Source organism: Winogradskyella sp. A3E31 (genome assembly GCF_046720935.1).
In the GTDB taxonomy this organism is placed as follows: domain Bacteria; phylum Bacteroidota; class Bacteroidia; order Flavobacteriales; family Flavobacteriaceae; genus Winogradskyella.
The window spans coordinates 81,142-98,363 of sequence record NZ_JBHNWH010000002.1 but is presented as its reverse complement, the minus strand read 5'-3'; the positions used below and the strand labels follow the sequence as shown (position 1 = coordinate 98,363).

Sequence of the window (17,222 nt, the reverse complement as noted above, 5' to 3'; positions counted from 1 at the left end):
TAAATATGGAATTTAAATTTGGAGGTTCAGAAACCAATCAAAGAACTGTATTAGGGCACCCATCAGGTCTATTTGTACTGTTTTTTACTGAAATGTGGGAGCGTTTTTCTTATTATGGAATGCGTGCCCTACTTGTCTTATTTTTAATTGCGGCTATGACCGGTGAAAATACAGGTTGGGGATGGGAAAGAGCTGATGCTGCAATCTTATATGGTTGGTATATAGGTTTAGTGTATTTAACACCAATAATTGGAGGATACATTGCCGATAAATTCACAGGGTATAGAAAAGCTGTAATAATAGGTGCATTTATAATGACTCTAGGTCATGCCTCAATGGCCTTAGAAATAGTTGGTGATTGGTTTTTTTATATAGGTTTGGTGTTGTTAATATTGGGTAATGGTATGTTTAAGCCGAATATTTCGTCTATTGTTGGGCAATTATATAAAAGCCAGGGTAAAGAGAAAGATGCAGGTTATACCATTTTCTATATGGGTATTAATGCAGGTGCTTTCTTGGGTATTTTACTTTGTGGTTATATAGGTAAGAATGTAGGTTGGCACTATGGCTTTGGTCTTGCAGGTATCTTTATGTTTTTTGGAATGCTACAGTTTCATTTCGCACAAAGTATTTTTGGTAATATTGGCTTAACGCCAAAGCAAAGTAGAGAAATCGATGAAACAGTTGAAGATTCTCTTGAGAAATTAGAAAATAATATTGAAGAAGTTGTTGATGAAGCTGAAAACTCAAAAATAGTAAGAGACAGAATTACTGTTATTGCAATTTTTGCATTATTTACAACATTCTTTTGGTGGGCGTTCGAACAAGCAGGTAGCTCAATGACTATTTTTGCTAATGATTATACGGATAGAATATTAACAGGTAGCTCCGCCACCACATTTAACATAATAAATACTATAATAACAATAGTTCCATTATTTGTATTGACTTGGGTATTAATTATGCTGTTTAAGCAAACATTTAGTAAATATGCGCTTTCGAATATATTTTTAGGGACAAGTTTTGTTATCATTTGGGGAATAGTAATTTGGATGCTTTACAGAGATTTTAATGCGGAAACTAATGAGGTGCCAGCAACTTGGTTTTCGGTATTAAATTCATTATTCATTATTTTATTTGCTCCTTTATTTTCTAAAATTTGGGAAAGTAAATATAACCCTTCAGGACCGATTAAATTTGCTTTGGGTCTTATTCTAGTTGGAGTAGGATTTTCAGCATTAGCATATGGGTCTCTTGAAATTCCTTTAGGAGCAAAAACCGCTTCTGTTAGTATGTTGTGGCTTGTTTTGGCTTTTTTATTACATACACTAGGAGAATTATGTCTTTCGCCCGTAGGTCTATCTTATGTTAGTAAATTAGCTCCTGCTAAGTTAGTAGGTATGATGTTTGGTATCTGGTTTATATCAAACTTTCTGGCAGGTGTAATTGGGGGATGGACTGCAAGTTTTATGGATCCAATCTTAGAAGAATCTGGACTCACAACTTTCTTTTTAATATTTACATTAATTCCAATTGGTGCTGGGATTATTATGCTTTTATTAAATAGAAAGATAAAAAAGATGATGCACGGAATCAGATAATTAAGTCTTAAAATTTTAAAAAACGTCTCTCAGAGACGTTTTTTATTTTGTAAGTTTGGTATTATAATTGCAACAAATCAGACATGAAAAGAATTGTACTAATAGGAATTATAGCACTCTTTACGGTGTTGGCAATTCCGGCTCAAGAGATTAATTGGGTAAGTTTGGATGAGGCTATTGCCCTTCAGAAAAAGAATCCGAAGAAGATAATGATGGATGTCTATACCAATTGGTGTGGGCCCTGTAAATTATTGGATAAAAACACCTTTCATAATAAGGATGTGGTTGATTATGTTAATGAGCATTATTATGCTGTAAAATTCAATGCAGAAGGTAACGATGTTGTTAATTTCGATGGTAAGAAATTTGAGAACCCAGGTTACAAACCAGAAAATGCTAACAGACGTAACAGTGCGCATCAGTTCACGCGGTTTTTAAAAGTTAATGCTTATCCTACAATTGTATTTTTAGATGAAGAACAGAAAATGATTGCTCCGATTAGAGGTTACCAAAAGCCAAAACAATTGGAGTTATATCTAAAGTTATTTAAGTCAGATGAATACAAAAGCATGACGACCCAAGAAGCATTTAACACCTATTTTGAGAATTTTAAGCCAGAGTTTAAAGATTCTCAATAATTATAGATTAAGTTTATAAAATCCCTTTTCATTAGTGTAATGGAAGGGGATTTTTTTATTTAAACAAGTAGCTTTCCATCGAGCAACATACGTTTTATAATTGCTTGCATCTGCAATGATAAGCTTAGGTTGAATATGGTCTATGAGCCTGTTGAGATTCACTTTAGGTGACTCTCTTAATAATACAACATCAGGTTGAAAAGAATTAACCATATAAACTCCCAGGCTATCCACGACAAGAACTTTATTGCCATTAAACTGGTAAACAGACGTTAACGTGTCATTCTCTATTTCAGAAATAAAAGCACCCACTTTATAGTTTTTAACACTATTGTCGATGTGTAACATTGAATCTGGAAGCGTAGAATACGTCTTCAAAGAAGTCCCCGATTTTTGCCCTATAATGGTATGGCGACTTTTATTAAACACAATAACTTCGGAATTTGAAGTGGTGAAGCTATTCCAGGTTGATGCTCCTAAGAAAAGAATGATGCTTGTTAAAAAGAGGGTCAAGGCTCTAAACGATTTTTGTTTAATGACCCAAAGTAGAGTGGCTATTCCTAAATATGAAGCTAAAACCTGTAACAGGGAGATAGGAATATCCCTAAGTAGAAAGTTTTCAAACTGAGCAATCCAAGCAATAAACGCATTTAAGCTTTCAATAATAAAACTAAATGTATCGACTAAAAATTTAGGAAGACTATTTAATAGTGCTAAAGCAATGATAAGTATTCCTGTAGATAAAATTAGACCCAAAAATGGGATGATCACCAAATTTGAAATAAAGAATAAACCTGGAAACTGATGGAAATAATAGAGACTAATCGGAACTACTCCAATCTGTGCAGCCAAGGTCACAGTAAATATTTGCCACAATTTATCTATTGCCCATAATTTAGGCTGCCAAAGTTTGTAAAATATGGGCTGAAAACTAACAATAGCCAAAACGGCTAAATAACTCATCTGAAAGCCAACGTCGAATACATAAATAGGCTTAAAAAGCAAAATAATAAATGCTGAAATGGTCAGAGTATTGTAGATGTTAGTCGGGCGCTTTAGTTGCATAGCAATTGCAATAACACTAAACATGGTCACCGCTCTTGTTACAGAAGGGGAAAGCCCGGCTATAATTGCAAAAGACCACAAGGCTATAACAATAATTATAATTTGAAGCGTTCGCCCCTGTTTAACATACAGCAAAGGCTTTAGAATAAACTGAAGTATTAATAAGATAATGCCAACATGCAACCCAGAAACTGCTAAAATATGAATGGTGCCTGCATTAACATAGTTATTATAAATTGTAGCATCAATATCCTGGCGCTGACCCAAAAGCAATGCGTTAATGATGCTTAGCGATTCTTTTTCAAAGCCTGAAGCTTTTAGTTTTCTATTAACTTTAGACCTAAACTCATCAGCATAGCCGTAAATCGAGGTTTTCTCTGAATCAAGTTGAAATAATTCAGATGGTCTTAAGTAGGTTTGGTGATACACTTGTCGCTGTTGTAGGTAATTATTGTAATTAAATTGATACGGATTTTTTGGTCTTTGTACCTCTGTAAGCGATGCAGAAGTAAAGAAGAGATCGTCAACTCCAAAATCCAAATCACTAGAATCTTTAGAAATATTCAAGAGCAATTGACCAGAATGTGGTTTATGGTTTATAGATACAACTTCAGCAATAAACTTGTAGTTATAGGCGTCAGGTTTTAGCTTTTTTCTGATTTTAAAAATTAAGGCATTTGAGGATGCTAAGTCAGTTTTAGAATGGATGTAATGGTTAGTACTTAATCGTTCATCCTGTAATTGAAAAATTAGAACTCCAATGAAAATCATGCTTAAAAAAGCAAGGATACCAAACCATGGATTCTGATTGGTTTTAAATGAATTGTAGATAAAAACTACAGAAAGACACACAAAAAGAATGACTAAGCTTAAAACTGTAAATAGTAAGGACGGACTTAGATAGTGTCCGATGAGTATGCCTATGATAAGACATAGAGTTAATTTTATGACGCTGAAATTCAGTAACTTCATTATATGAAATTACTAAAATTTTCTAAAGAAAACGTCGTGCTTGTACGTATGCCAAATACCAATACGTGTCCGACAGTTTAGAAATCATAACTCCTCTACTTGATGAGGCATGTATAAATGAAAAGTCACCTCTTTTCACTTCAGTGACAATCCCGACATGATTAACCTTTCTGCTGTTCTTTCTGGTCGCAAAAAAGACCAAATCTCCAGGAATAACCTCCTTAACATCCACCCAATTCCCCGAAGAAGCTAAGGCTGTTGTTGTTCTCGGCATACTGATATTATATTCTCCAAAACTTCTATAGATAAGCCCAGAGCAATCCATACCTCTTTTTGTTGTACCACCGTATTTATAACGTACCCCTTCAAAAGAGGTTGCGAAATCAATAATATCCTTGGCAGTTTCACTTGGTTTTACTTTAGGCGTTGAACGTTCTGAGGTTACGCTTTTTGATTTTTTTACAACAACCCTATTGCGTTTTGAAGCCCCGCAACTACTCAAAAGAATTAGGGATAAAAACAGGACAATATAATAAGTAGGATTATGTTGTAAGGGCATTATAAATCAATTTGGCAGTGTTTTCGCTAGCGCCGCGACCACCGAGTTTGCGTTCCAATTCGTAATAGTCTAAAAACTGTTGTTCTCGGGTTTTAGTATCTAAAATCTTTAAAAGTTCCTTTTTTAGACGGTTTTTGTTGAGGTCGTTCTGAATAAGCTCAGTAACAACTTCTCTATCCATAATAAGATTTACCAGTGAAATAAACTTTAAAGTGATGATGCGTTTTGCAATGTGGTAAGATATGGGGTTGGCCTTGTAGCAAACAACCTGTGGTACCTTAAAAAGTGCAGTCTCCAATGTTGCTGTTCCAGAGGTTACTAAAGCGGCATAGGAGAAACGTAACAGGTCATAAGTTTTATTTGAGATGAAATGAACATTTCTGTTTTTTGTGAACGATTCATAAAATGACTGATCTTGACTTGGTGCACCCGCAATAACAAATTGATAGTCTTTAAAATCATCAACCAAACTCAACATAACCCCCAGCATTTTAGTGATTTCTTGTTTACGGCTTCCTGGGAGTAAAGCAATAATAGGCTTATCGCTTAGGTCATAAGTTGTACGAAATTCTTTTTCGTTGACTCCAGAAGTTTCAGCAATAGCGTCTATCAACGGGTGGCCTACAAAATGAACATCATAGTTGTGGGTTTTATAAAATTCCTTTTCAAAAGGAAGAATAACATACATGGCATCAATATCCCGTTTTATCTTCTCAACACGTCTAGCCCTAGATGCCCATACCTGCGGGGAAATATAATAATGTGTTTTAATGCCTAAGTTTTTCGCCCATTTAGCAATGCGTAAGTTAAAACCAGAATTATCAATGAAAATGATAACATCAGGTTGGTATTCGGTAATATCCTTTTTACAGAACTTAATAAGCCCTAGTATTTTTCTAATATTAAGAATCACTTCAGCAAAACCCATAAAAGAGCGCTCTTTATAATGGGTGACTAATGTGCCACCAACGCTCGCCATTAAATCACCACCCCAAAAACGAAAATCTGCTTGGGCATCTTGCTTTAGCAATGCTTTCATTAGGTTGGACCCATGTAAGTCTCCAGAGGCCTCGCCAGCAAGTATATAATATTTCATCAGAATTTATTAATTATAAAAATAACAGCAATCATAATAGTAGCCATTAAAACTCCACGAGCATGGTAATCTTTTTTCTTGTTTAAAAAAAAATAGAAAACAGGTAAATTAATAAGTGCGCCAATACTTACTCTTTTACCCAAAAGTCGAGTACTCCAAGCTCTATTTAGAGATTCAGAGAGACTCAAATCATTAAAGTAGCCAATGATAATGTCAAATAAAATAATACCAATAAAGGCTGATAGTAAACCAACAACAAAGCCAACAATAACTTCTTTCCTAATCATTAAAATCCCAGGTGTTTAATGTTTTTATACTTTGATGGGCGGTTAAGTCAAATTGTACTGGCACCACAGATACATATCCGTTTTCTAAAGCCCATTCATCTGTGTCCTCACCATTGTCCATATTTACAAACTTACCCGTAAGCCAATAATAATCTCGACCCATAGGGTTTTGGCGTTTATCGAATTCTTCCTTCCAGTTCGCTCTTGCTTGCCTGCAAACTCTGATCCCTTTTATGTCTTTTTCATGTAAATTTGGAAGGTTAACATTCAGAACAACTCCATCTTGTAAGCCATGTTCTAAGACATTTTTCGCAATTGTTTTTACAAAAGATTTACAATGTTCAAAATTGGCATTCCAGTCATAATCCAATAATGAAAACCCAATGGCAGGGATGCCTTCTATACCAGCTTCAAGAGCAGCACTCATTGTGCCAGAATAAATAACATTAATCGATGAATTAGAACCGTGGTTAATTCCAGAAACACAAAGGTCAGGTCTGCGTCCCAAAATTTCGTTTATAGCTAATTTTACACAATCAGCAGGAGTTCCTGAACAGCTGTATTCTTCTTGTACACCGTCATCAATATTTATCTTTTCGACAAATAGCGTAGAGTTAATGGTTATGGCATGCCCCATGCCGCTCTGTGGGCTATCTGGAGCAACCACTACCACATCTCCAAGTGTTTTCATTACTGAAATTAAGGTGCGTAACCCTGGTGCCGAAATACCATCGTCATTGGTAACAAGAATAAGCGGTCGTTTAGTCATATAAGGGCATTTTTTTGATTACTGCTAAAATACTAAATTACTTAGGAAAGCCCTAAGCTAATGGTTTAACATAAAATTAGTAGCATGTATTTTTTGTGGCATGGTTTTTTCTGCTATTTTAGTAAAATTAATATTTCACCCCAAAATAAACGAGGATACTATGAAAGGGAATTATAAGTTTTTATTACTAGCTGTTCTGATTGCTTTTGCATCGTGTAGCTTTACTTCAAAAACATTCGATGATCCTGACAAGGATAAAATGCTTATACAAATCATTACTTATGTATTAGATCAAGGGCATATTGCGCCGCAAGATTTAAATGATGAATTTTCTGAGAAGGTTTTTCAAAGTTATGTTGAACAACTCGATCCATTAAAGCGTTATTTCTATCAGTCCGATATGGACGACTTTGCCGCATACAGGTCGCAGATTGATGATCAATTAAAGTCGTACGAGTTTGAGTTTTTTAACTTAACATACTCAAGGCTTTTAGAGCGGATAGCTGAATCTAAAGATATTTACAATCAAATTTTAGATGAGCCATTTGATTTTTCTCAAGATGAAGAATATAATGCGGACTATGAGGCTTTGCCATATGTTAAGAATAAAAGGCAAATGAAGGAGAGATGGGAAAAGCAGTTGAAGTTTGCTACGATTTCTAATTATGACGAAGCTTATACTTTAAATGAAGAACTCGAAGATGATGAAAAAAAGTCTTTAGAAGAGTTAGAAAAAGAAGCAAGAGAAACAACACGAACGTTTTTAGACGAGCTATATGATAATTTTATAAATGAGAGAGATCGTGAGGATTGGTTTGTAGTGTATGTCAACGCTGCTATCGAGATATTTGATCCACACACCTATTATTTTGCGCCTGAGGATAAGGAGCGTTTTGATGTAAGAATGACGGGTAAGTTTGAAGGTATCGGTGCCCGTTTACAAAAGCGAATGGATGTGATTTCTGTTAATGAAGTTATAAGTGGAGGTCCTGCATGGAAACAAGGGGAGCTCGAAGTGGGAGACCAAATTCTAAAAGTAAAGCAAGAGGACGAAGAAGAGCCTATGAGTGTTCTCGGTATGCGTTTGGAAGATGCTATTAAGTTCATTAAAGGCCCAAAAGGAACAAAAGTGACATTAACTTTAAAGAAGGTAGATGGAACTATAGAAGATATTACCATTACAAGAGATGTTGTTGAATTAGAAGAGACCTATGCAAAGTCATCAACAGTAATAAAAGATGATAAAAAATACGGAATTATAGACCTGCCTAGTTTTTATGTCAATTTTGATGATTATAAAAATGAAAGAAATGCAGCTACTGATGTAAAGTTAGAAATAGAGCGTCTTAAAAAAGAAGGCATTGAAGGGTTAATTTTAGATGTTAGAAATAATGGGGGTGGATCTCTCCAAACAGTGGTTGACATGGTAGGCCTTTTTATAAAAGATGGCCCGGTAGTACAAGTAAAAACTACAGGAGAGCCAAAAGAGGTATTAAAGGACGCTGACCAATCGATTACCTGGGATGGGCCATTGGTTGTTTTGGTGAATGAAGCTTCTGCTTCTGCATCTGAGATTTTAGCAGCAGCAGTGCAAGATTATAAACGAGGCATTGTTATCGGTAGTCAACAAACCTATGGAAAAGGATCTGTTCAAACTATAATAGACCTCAATAGAATGGTGCGTAACAATTCGAGCGGTGATATGGGTGCCTTAAAATTTACAACCCAAAAGTATTATCGTATTGATGGTGGTTCTACACAATTAGAAGGTGTAAAAAGTGATATTATTATGCCAGACCGTTATAAGTATATTGGTATTAGTGAAGGAAAGATCTATGATAATCCATTACCTTGGGATAAAATTGATGCTGCAGAATATAGTGTTTGGGAAAATTATTACGATTATGATGCTGCTATTGAAAATAGTAGAAAGCGTTTAGAAAATAATGAACAGTTGCAACTCATCGATAATTACGCTAAATGGATAAACACCATTCGTGAAAGAGATAATTTCTCCTTAAGATATGAGGATTATAAAGCGCGTTTAGAAGCCAATCAGAAAGAGGCTGAGCGTTTCGAAAAAATATCGGATTACAAAACAAATTTGACATTCAATTCTTTGCCTTATGAATTAGATTTGATTGAAAAAGATTCCGTTTTAAGAGACAGAAGGGCGCGTTGGCATACAAGTTTAACAAGTGATGTTTATGTTGAGGAAGCTCTCAACGTGCTTAACGATTTAAAGCTAAGCTATGCTATAAAACCAAACGTAGCATCTTCCGTAAAAAATTAATACACGTGAATGTCTAACAACAGCAATTCACTGACAAGATTAGCGCTTCAAAAATTCAAAAAGAATTTTTGGGGCGTTTTTAGTTTTGGAATTATTGTACTTGTGGGGCTTATATCAGTATTTGCCTATGTTTTGGCACCCGATGACTCGCAGTACGCCAATCAGATGCATTTATCCATTCACTCAAAACCACCAGAATTTAAAGTCGATATGTTGACTCTGCCATTTGAAGTTGAAAGCTCCCAAAGCCTGTTGTCTAAGTGGTTATACGGAAAGAAAAATACCAAGACAGAAATTCCTATTACTGATTATAAGGTTGAAAACGGAATATTGATTTATACCGAATATGCTTCGGATGGATTGGTAGGTCCTGAAAAGGATATTGAAATCAGTAAGTTTCCTAATGGATATATTGCGAATTATATACAGACCAAAACCTTTTTATTTGGTACAGATAAATATGGGCGCGATTATTTAAGCCGTATTTTAATTGGGTCTCGAATTTCGTTTTTTATAGGTTTTGTCGCAGTATTAATTTCGCTTTTAGTGGGACTTTTAATGGGAAGTATTGCAGGTTATTACGGTGGCAAAATTGATGCGTTTATCATGTGGATTATTAACATTACGTGGTCCATACCAACGTTACTTTTGGTCATTGCCATTACTTTGGCTTTAGGGAAAGGGTTTTGGCAAGTCTTTATTGCTGTTGGTTTGACGATGTGGGTAGAAGTGGCAAGAGTAGTTCGTGGTCAAATTATTAGTGCTAAGGAGCTACAATATGTTACTGCGGCGAGAGCACTTGGTTATACCGATTTTAGAATTATAACAAAGCACATTCTTCCTAACATTATGGCACCATTGATTGTCATTTCTGCGGCTAACTTTGCAGCTGCTATTTTAATTGAAAGTGGCTTAAGCTTTTTAGGAATTGGTGCACAACCACCAATGGCGAGTTGGGGCGCAATGATTAAGGATCATTATAATTATATCATACTAGGAAAACCCTATTTAGCTCTAATTCCTGGATTATGCATTATGATTTTGGTAATGGCATTTATGTTAATCGGCAATGCCCTTAGGGATGCTTTGGATGTGAAGACTTAAATCTTAGTTCTCAGTTTTTCAATCTCTTCATTAGTAGCCCCAATAAAATCCAAAACATCATCTTGTCCTATGCCTTTGCTAGATGAGGTGATAAAATACTGAGGTAATTCTTCCCAAGTCTTTAATAATTCATTGCAGTAGTCCTTTACATTGCGTTCAATGGCCTTGGGTTTCAATTTATCAGCTTTGGTAAAAATGATAGAGAACGGAATGCGTCGTTCACCAAGATATTGCATAAACTCTAAATCTATGGGTTGTGGATTGTGACGAATGTCCACAAGCACAAAAGCAGAAATGAGCTGCTGACGTTTTTCAAAATAGTTGGTAATAAACTTCTGAAATGTCTTTTTAGAAGATTTAGAAACTCGAGCATAACCATAGCCAGGAAGATCTACTAAATACCAATTCTTATTAATTATAAAATGATTAATAAGCTGCGTTTTTCCGGGTCTTCCAGAAATCTTAGCTAAACTCTTTCTGTTGGTAAGCATATTGATTAAAGAAGACTTGCCGACATTACTTCGCCCGATAAAAGCATATTCGGGGAGCTGATCTTTTGGGCATTTTGCCACTTCAGAATTACTAACAACAAATTCAGCTGATTTTATTTTCAAAAGAGTATAATTTAAAGTTTTTCCAGAATCTTAAAACTTCTTTTCAGAAAGCCACTTATGGAGAATGTCATTAAAAGTATCTGGGTGTTCCATCATAGCAGCATGACCGCATTTATCAATCCAAAATAAATCTGAATTTGGTAATAGTTCATTGAATTCTTCTGCAACCTCAGGAGGTGTGACAGTGTCATTTTTGCCCCAGATGATGCATGTTGGAGTTTCCATATTTGGCAAGTCCTTAGACATGTTGTGGCGAATAGCACTTTTAGCGATAGCTAATGTTTTTATGAGTTTATTTCTGTCATTTACAGTGTCGTAAACTTCATCAACAATTTCTTTAGTGGCAACTTCTGGGTCATAAAAAACATCTTGTGCTTTTTTCTTGATAACCTCATAATCACTACGCTTGGTGTAACCACCTCCCATAGCGCTTTCATATAAGCCAGAACTGCCAGTAATGATAAGAGCTTTTACCTTTTCTGGGAACATTTTTGTGTGGTACAATCCAATATGTCCACCAAGGGAATTACCCAATAAGATAACTTCCTTAAACCCTTTAAAATCAATAAAAGCTTTTAGGTAATTGGCAAAAGCCTTGACATTGGTTTTAAGAAGGGACATGGTGTAAATCGGAAGCTCGGGAATAACAACTTTGTAGCCTTGTTCACTAAAATAATTAGTAACTGAATCAAAATTGCTCAAGCCACCCATTAATCCGTGAAGCACAATGATAGGTGTGCCTTCTCCCACTTCAATATATCTGTATTCCTTTTCTTTTTTTAAAAGGTGTGCCATGCAATAGTTGGTGCTTTGTTAAAAACAAATATAACTAAATCCTTTAGAATTTTAGTCTTATATCTAATTCTCTCAAAATTAATTAAAACCCTTGATGAGTGGTGATAATACAAGTGATTTAAAATGGATTTCCATAGATTTTATAAGCCATTTTATTAGAGGGATTTAAGATGTATTTCATCGAAAAAATCAAAACTTATCAACAAAAGTGGGAAATAGTGGTAAAATGTGGGTAATTTTTCAATATATTTGGTTTTCAATCGTTCTAACGCTAAATCAATCGCATTGAATTCATTCATTGGTACATACGAAGCAAAAGCTGACACAAAAGGTCGGTTGATGTTGCCTGCTCCGCTTAAAAAGCAGATGGGTGGTGTGGTCAATGATGGCTTTGTTCTAAAGCGTGCGGTATTTCAGAATTGTTTGGAATTGTATCCAATGGCAGAATGGCAAATCTTGATGGAAAAGGTGAACAAGCTAAACCGATTCAACAAAAAGAATGACGCTTTTATTCGTCGTTTTACTGCAGGTGTAAAGATCGTTGAGGTGGATAACGCCGGAAGATTTTTAATACCGAAAGATTTATTGGCATTCTCAGGCATATCAAAACAGACTGTTTTGGCATCTGCTGTAAATATTATTGAAATATGGGATAAAGAGCGCTATGAAAAAGCTATAGATGATGCTGCTGGAGATTTTGCCGATTTGGCTGAAGAAGTAATGGGACAAGATGATGGAGGTGATGGAATATCATAATGCAGTACTTCTAAAAGAGACCGTAGATGGCTTGGCTATTAAACCAAACGGGGTTTATGTTGACGTCACTTTTGGTGGCGGTGGTCATAGCAAAGAAATTTTAAGTCGTTTAGGGGAGGGAGGAAAATTATATGCCTTTGATCAGGATAAGGATGCGTTAGAGAATAAAATTGAGGATGAGCGTTTTACTCTAATTCATGAAAATTTCAGATTCATTAAGAGATTTCTAAGGTTTTATGGAGTTAAGGAGGTAGATGGAATTTTAGCAGATTTTGGTGTGTCTTCACATCAGTTCGATGTTGCTGAACGTGGATTCTCCACCCGTTTTGAGTCAGATTTAGATATGCGCATGAACCAGGACAGTAAATTGTCAGCATTCGAGGTTATAAATACCTATACTGAAGAGCAGTTACGAGATGTTTTGTTCCAATATGGTGAGTTAAGACAAGCGCCAGCTATGGCAAGGGTTATTGTTCATGAGCGGAATAATGAGCCTATAAAAACAAGCGAACAATTAAAATCTGTATTAAAACGGTTTTTACAACATAAAAAAGAAAACAAGGTGCTGGCACAAATTTATCAAGCCATACGCATTGAGGTCAATCAAGAAATAGAGGCCTTAAAGGAATTGTTATTGCAAACACCAGAATTATTAAAAGATGGAGGGCGGTTAAGTTGTATTTCGTATCACTCGCTCGAGGATAGACTGGTTAAAAGATTTATAAGAAACGGCTTGTTTGAAGGTGAGCCAGAACGTGATGTTTTTGGACGTTTCGAAGTCCCTTTAAAAAAAGTAGGAAAATTGATTGTGCCATCGGCAAAAGAAATTAAGGAAAATAATCGGGCACGAAGTGCTAAACTAAGAGTCGCCGAGAAAATATGAAGAAAAGCATCTACAGCATATTAAGAGGGACTTTTCTTATCAGTGATGATTCGTTTAAAAATTGGCGTGTCATCATTTTTATTTCGGGCTTGGCAATAGTCATGATAGCTAGTGCACATAGTGCAGATAAAAAAGTCTATGAAATTGCTCGATTGAATGAGGAGGTAAAAGAGTTGCGTTCTCAAATGTTCGATAGAAGAACAAAACTGATGACTTTAAAAATGGAATCATCGATTATTAGAAAAATGACGGAAAAAGGATTGGAAATTTCTGAAAATCCACCACAAAAAATAAGAATTAAATCAACAGAAGATTAATTGGCAACAACTGAGAAAAACATATTAAACAGGCTATACTTTGTTTCTGGCAGCCTATTTGTTTTTGCTTTGGCAGTAGTTTTTAAGCTGTGCTCTATTCAGTTTGTGGAAGGAGATCGTTATCGTGCAATGGCGCAGAAGAGAACGGTAAAGGAGATGGAAATTCCTGCAAATCGTGGTAATGTGTATTCTGCTGATGGGAGTTTGTTGGCGACTTCGATTCCGAAGTATAATATTGCTATTGATCCTTTGACATCTTCTAATAAGGATTTTGAAAAGTATATAAAGCCATTGTGCGATTCGTTACAGGCATACACTGGTAAATCTTCTTCTAGTTTTCAAAACAGGATAAGAAAAGCCAGAGCAAGTAAGGGGCAATATTTATTGTTGGTTAGAGACATAAGTTATTCAGATTATGTGCGCTTTAGAAATTTCCCACTTTTAGAACTAGGAGCTATTCGCGGTGGTTTGGTTGTAGAGCAGGAAACCAAGCGTGAGCATCCGATGGGAGGCGTTGCTGAACGATCTATTGGCTATGAGCGAATTGATGAAAACGGTTATGCGACAAGAGTCGGTATCGATGGTGCTTTTGGGGTTAAGTATTTAAGAGGAAAGAATGGCAAACGTTTGAAACAACGTATCGGTAATGGTAAATGGAAACCGGTTAGGGATGCTAATGAAGTAGAGCCTGAGAATGGTTTAGATGTTTACACGACAATCGATGTCAATATTCAGGATATAGCGCATCATTCACTATTAGGTCAGTTAGAACATTATGAAGCCGATCATGGAACGGTAGTGGTTATGGAGGTGAAGACGGGTGAGATTAAAGCCATTTCTAACCTTGGTAGAAACACAGAGGGCAAATATTATGAGCGTCTCAATTATGCGGTAGGAGAAAGCCATGAGCCTGGTTCTACCTTTAAGGTAATGGCTTTAATGGCTGCCCTAGAAGATAAAGTAATTGATACTTCAACTATAGTAGATACTCAAAATGGAAGTAAGCAGTTTTATGGCAGAACTATCTACGACTCTGGCTCTGGCCATGGTAAGATAACTGCTGCAAGAGCTTTAGAAGTATCCTCAAATATTGGTCTGGCTACAATCATCGATGAGCATTACTCAAATAATCCTGAAAAATTTTTAGATAGAATAGAAAAATGGCGTCTCGATCAACCATTAGGTGTTTCAATAATTGGTGAGGGCTTACCTGATATTCCAAGACCTGGTGCGGCAAATTGGAGTAGAAATGCTTTACCATCCATGGCCTATGGTTATAATATGGAATTAACCCCTTTACAAACTTTAGCGTTTTACAATGCTATCGCAAATAATGGCGAATTAGTGAAGCCGAGATTTTTAAAAGCTGTTAAAGAATTTGACCGTGAGATCGAAGTTTTTGAAAAAGAAGTTCTGGTTGATAAAATCTGTTCTGATAAGACACTATTAGAAGTAAAGAATATCCTTAAAAATGTCGTCGTCAGAGGAACAGGTAAGCGGTTGTATTCTAGTACATTTTCTATGGCGGGTAAAACTGGTACTGCTTGGACAGATTACGCTGATATAGAAGCTTGGCGTAAAGACAGAAAGTATGTTTCCTCTTTTGTGGGTTATTTTCCTGCTGATAACCCTATATATTCATGTATAGTTGTCATTCATAAACCGAGTACTGAAATAGGTTATTACGGAGCCGATGTTACTGGTCCTGTTTTTAAAAGAATTGCCCAAAAGATTTATACGGACACTCCGTTAATTGATGAAATAAAATCCTTAGAAGTTCAAAATGCGGAGGTTGACAATAACTTCAAGACCTATAATGATTTAGCAAATACTTATAAAACCATTATGCCTAATGTGGTAGGTCTTCCTGCTATGGATGCACTTGCCATACTAGAAAATATGGAAGTAGATGTAAAAGTGACATTGAAAGGAAATGGCATCGTAAAAAAACAGTCTATTTCAAAAAACATAAAGTTAAGCCCTAACCAAACCATTGTCTTAGAAGCATCATGAAGAGTTTAAAGGACATATTGTATAAGGTTACTATCACTGCTGTGACAGGCAGTACGGATGTGAAGATTAATAAAATTGAATTTGATTCACGTCAAATAAAATCTAACGATGTTTTTGTGGCAATTAGAGGAACAGTAGTTGATGGCCATAATTATATTGAAAAGGCTATTTCTGACGGATCTATAGCAGTTATTTGTGAAGAGTTGCCAAGAGATTTAAAAGCAAATGTCACTTATATAAAAGTGGATAACTCAAATAAAGCATTGGCTTTTATGGCAGCCAATTACTACGAGAATCCATCTCAAAACTTAAGGCTTGTTGGAGTGACGGGTACTAACGGAAAAACCACCGTAAGCTCATTGTTATATCAATTATTTACAAAGGCAGGCTATAAGGTTGGTTTATTGTCCACAGTAAAAATTATGGTAGCTGATAAAGAATATAAAGCAACACATACCACACCTGATTCATTGACAATTAATAGCTATTTGCAACTGATGAATTCTGAAGGGGTGGAGTACTGTTTTATGGAGGTGAGCTCTCACGGCATTCATCAAAGTAGAACTGAAGGGCTTTATTTTGAAGGTGGAATTTTTACAAATCTTTCTCACGACCATTTGGATTATCACAAAACCTTTGCAGAGTACAGGGATGTAAAAAAAGCATTTTTTGATGGTCTCTCTAAAAAAGCATTTGCCCTTGTTAACATTGATGATAAAAACGGCTTGGTAATGCTACAAAACACTCAAGCCAAAAAGTACACTTATGCCTTAAAAAGTTATGCCGATTATCGTGCTCAAATCTTAGAAAACCAATTCAGTGGACTTCTTTTAAAATTGAATGACAATGAAGTGTGGTCTAAACTGATAGGTAGTTTCAATGCCTATAATCTTTTGGCCATTTATGCCACGGCAGAATTACTCGGGTTAGAAAATGAAGAAGCCCTTAGAATTATTAGTGAATTAGATAGTGTTAATGGTCGTTTTCAGTATTTAATTTCCGATGAAAAAATCACAGCCATTGTAGATTATGCGCACACCCCAGATGCTTTAAAAAATGTGTTAGAAACGATCAACTCTATCCGAACTAAGAATGAAGAACTCATTACTGTAGTGGGTTGTGGTGGTGACAGAGATGCAACCAAGCGTCCTAAAATGGGGCATATTGCTTCAGCGTTAAGCACCAAAGTGATTTTTACAAGTGATAACCCGCGGACTGAAGACCCATTAAAGATTATTGAAGATATAGAAGCAGGGGTGGAGCCTCAAAATTATAAGAAAACACTTTCTATATCAGACAGAAAACAAGCTATAAAAACAGCCTGTCAGATGGCTAATGCTAATGACATTGTGTTGATTGCCGGTAAGGGGCACGAAACTTACCAAGAAGTAAATGGAAAAAGAACTGATTTTGATGATTATAAAGTGGTGCAAGATTATTTAAAACAATTACAAAAGTAA

At 35.7% G+C, this 17,222-nt stretch carries 16 protein-coding genes; 9 read left to right on the top strand and 7 right to left on the bottom strand.

Going from position 1 to position 17,222, the window contains the following annotated elements:
• Positions 1 to 5 precede the first annotated feature (5 nt).
• Together ACFEMA_RS03015 and ACFEMA_RS03010 are read left to right on the top strand one after the other, a co-directional pair.
• On the top strand, positions 6 to 1,601 hold the full coding sequence (locus ACFEMA_RS03015; RefSeq protein WP_411766521.1) for a peptide MFS transporter: 1,596 nt from the start codon (positions 6 to 8) through the stop codon (positions 1,599 to 1,601).
• 83 nt (positions 1,602 to 1,684) lie between these two features.
• Positions 1,685 to 2,239 carry a thioredoxin family protein gene (locus ACFEMA_RS03010; protein WP_411766520.1) on the top strand — a complete coding sequence of 185 codons (555 nt, stop codon included), beginning with the start codon at positions 1,685 to 1,687 and terminating at the stop codon, positions 2,237 to 2,239.
• On the opposite strand, the gene ACFEMA_RS03005 is transcribed toward ACFEMA_RS03010, so the two are convergent.
• Genes ACFEMA_RS03005 through surE form a run of 5 tightly spaced genes read right to left on the bottom strand, consistent with a single transcriptional unit; the run spans position 2,240 to position 6,987 of the window.
• Positions 2,240 to 4,276 carry a ComEC/Rec2 family competence protein gene (locus tag ACFEMA_RS03005; RefSeq protein ID WP_411766519.1) on the bottom strand — a complete coding sequence of 679 codons (2,037 nt, stop codon included), beginning with the start codon at positions 4,274 to 4,276 and terminating at the stop codon, positions 2,240 to 2,242. It lies immediately after the preceding gene.
• 22 nt (positions 4,277 to 4,298) lie between these two features.
• Complete coding sequence (locus tag ACFEMA_RS03000; protein WP_411766517.1) at positions 4,299 to 4,835, bottom strand: C40 family peptidase; 537 nt, start codon at positions 4,833 to 4,835, stop codon at positions 4,299 to 4,301.
• Complete coding sequence (gene lpxB, locus ACFEMA_RS02995; protein ID WP_411766515.1) at positions 4,819 to 5,931, bottom strand: lipid-A-disaccharide synthase; 1,113 nt, start codon at positions 5,929 to 5,931, stop codon at positions 4,819 to 4,821. The genes ACFEMA_RS03000 and lpxB overlap by 17 nt, the downstream gene beginning before the upstream one ends.
• Entirely contained in the window at positions 5,931 to 6,218 is a 288-nt protein-coding gene (locus ACFEMA_RS02990; protein WP_411766513.1) for a hypothetical protein, read from the bottom strand. Before ACFEMA_RS02990 ends, lpxB begins: the two co-directional genes overlap by 1 nt.
• The gene (gene surE, locus ACFEMA_RS02985; RefSeq protein WP_411766512.1) at positions 6,211 to 6,987 is read right to left on the bottom strand and encodes a 5'/3'-nucleotidase SurE; all 777 of its coding nucleotides are present in this window, start codon (positions 6,985 to 6,987) and stop codon (positions 6,211 to 6,213) included. The genes ACFEMA_RS02990 and surE overlap by 8 nt, the downstream gene beginning before the upstream one ends.
• Positions 6,988 to 7,147: 160 nt before the next feature.
• Here surE and ACFEMA_RS02980 point away from each other — a divergent pair, with 160 nt between their 5' ends.
• A complete protein-coding gene (locus ACFEMA_RS02980) occupies positions 7,148 to 9,280 on the top strand; it encodes a carboxy terminal-processing peptidase (RefSeq protein ID WP_411766511.1) in 2,133 nt (710 codons plus the stop codon).
• 9 nt (positions 9,281 to 9,289) lie between these two features.
• The gene (locus ACFEMA_RS02975) at positions 9,290 to 10,384 is read left to right on the top strand and encodes an ABC transporter permease (RefSeq protein WP_411766509.1); all 1,095 of its coding nucleotides are present in this window, start codon (positions 9,290 to 9,292) and stop codon (positions 10,382 to 10,384) included.
• Here the strand turns inward: ACFEMA_RS02975 and yihA are convergent.
• Together yihA and ACFEMA_RS02965 are read right to left on the bottom strand one after the other, a co-directional pair.
• Positions 10,381 to 10,998, bottom strand: a complete 618-nt coding sequence (yihA, locus tag ACFEMA_RS02970; protein ID WP_411766507.1) for a ribosome biogenesis GTP-binding protein YihA/YsxC — start codon at positions 10,996 to 10,998, stop codon at positions 10,381 to 10,383. The two genes, ACFEMA_RS02975 and yihA, sit on opposite strands and share 4 nt — an antisense overlap.
• A 30-nt stretch (positions 10,999 to 11,028) precedes the next feature.
• Positions 11,029 to 11,793 (bottom strand): alpha/beta fold hydrolase, encoded by a 765-nt coding sequence (locus tag ACFEMA_RS02965; protein WP_411766506.1) that lies wholly within the window; start codon positions 11,791 to 11,793, stop codon positions 11,029 to 11,031.
• A 285-nt stretch (positions 11,794 to 12,078) separates the two neighbouring features.
• On the opposite strand from ACFEMA_RS02965, the gene mraZ reads away from it, so the two are divergent.
• Genes mraZ through ACFEMA_RS02940 form a run of 5 tightly spaced genes read left to right on the top strand, consistent with a single transcriptional unit; the run spans position 12,079 to position 17,222 of the window.
• Complete coding sequence (mraZ, locus tag ACFEMA_RS02960; RefSeq protein WP_411766504.1) at positions 12,079 to 12,549, top strand: division/cell wall cluster transcriptional repressor MraZ; 471 nt, start codon at positions 12,079 to 12,081, stop codon at positions 12,547 to 12,549.
• Positions 12,536 to 13,432, top strand: coding sequence for a 16S rRNA (cytosine(1402)-N(4))-methyltransferase RsmH (rsmH, locus tag ACFEMA_RS02955; protein ID WP_411766502.1), 897 nt, complete (start codon positions 12,536 to 12,538; stop codon positions 13,430 to 13,432). The genes mraZ and rsmH overlap by 14 nt, the downstream gene beginning before the upstream one ends.
• Entirely contained in the window at positions 13,429 to 13,749 is a 321-nt protein-coding gene (locus ACFEMA_RS02950; protein WP_411766500.1) for an FtsL-like putative cell division protein, read from the top strand. Before rsmH ends, ACFEMA_RS02950 begins: the two co-directional genes overlap by 4 nt.
• Positions 13,750 to 15,762: a penicillin-binding protein gene (locus tag ACFEMA_RS02945; protein ID WP_411766498.1), complete on the top strand. Its 2,013-nt coding sequence runs from the start codon at positions 13,750 to 13,752 to the stop codon at positions 15,760 to 15,762.
• Positions 15,759 to 17,222, top strand: coding sequence for a UDP-N-acetylmuramoyl-L-alanyl-D-glutamate--2,6-diaminopimelate ligase (locus ACFEMA_RS02940; RefSeq protein WP_411766496.1), 1,464 nt, complete (start codon positions 15,759 to 15,761; stop codon positions 17,220 to 17,222). Before ACFEMA_RS02945 ends, ACFEMA_RS02940 begins: the two co-directional genes overlap by 4 nt.

Excerpts from the sequence above, each read along its gene's own strand:
- ACFEMA_RS03015 (WP_411766521.1), top strand. The coding sequence starts at position 6 with ATGGAATTTAAATTTGGAGGTTCAGAAACCAATCAAAGAACTGTATTA.
- ACFEMA_RS03010 (WP_411766520.1), top strand. The coding sequence starts at position 1,685 with ATGAAAAGAATTGTACTAATAGGAATTATAGCACTCTTTACGGTGTTG.
- ACFEMA_RS03005 (WP_411766519.1), bottom strand. The coding sequence starts at position 4,276 with ATGAAGTTACTGAATTTCAGCGTCATAAAATTAACTCTATGTCTTATC.
- ACFEMA_RS03000 (WP_411766517.1), bottom strand. The coding sequence starts at position 4,835 with ATGCCCTTACAACATAATCCTACTTATTATATTGTCCTGTTTTTATCC.
- lpxB (WP_411766515.1), bottom strand. The coding sequence starts at position 5,931 with ATGAAATATTATATACTTGCTGGCGAGGCCTCTGGAGACTTACATGGG.
- ACFEMA_RS02990 (WP_411766513.1), bottom strand. The coding sequence starts at position 6,218 with ATGATTAGGAAAGAAGTTATTGTTGGCTTTGTTGTTGGTTTACTATCA.
- surE (WP_411766512.1), bottom strand. The coding sequence starts at position 6,987 with ATGACTAAACGACCGCTTATTCTTGTTACCAATGACGATGGTATTTCG.
- ACFEMA_RS02980 (WP_411766511.1), top strand. The coding sequence starts at position 7,148 with ATGAAAGGGAATTATAAGTTTTTATTACTAGCTGTTCTGATTGCTTTT.
- ACFEMA_RS02975 (WP_411766509.1), top strand. The coding sequence starts at position 9,290 with ATGTCTAACAACAGCAATTCACTGACAAGATTAGCGCTTCAAAAATTC.
- ACFEMA_RS02965 (WP_411766506.1), bottom strand. The coding sequence starts at position 11,793 with ATGGCACACCTTTTAAAAAAAGAAAAGGAATACAGATATATTGAAGTG.
- rsmH (WP_411766502.1), top strand. The coding sequence starts at position 12,536 with ATGGAATATCATAATGCAGTACTTCTAAAAGAGACCGTAGATGGCTTG.
- ACFEMA_RS02950 (WP_411766500.1), top strand. The coding sequence starts at position 13,429 with ATGAAGAAAAGCATCTACAGCATATTAAGAGGGACTTTTCTTATCAGT.
- ACFEMA_RS02940 (WP_411766496.1), top strand. The coding sequence starts at position 15,759 with ATGAAGAGTTTAAAGGACATATTGTATAAGGTTACTATCACTGCTGTG.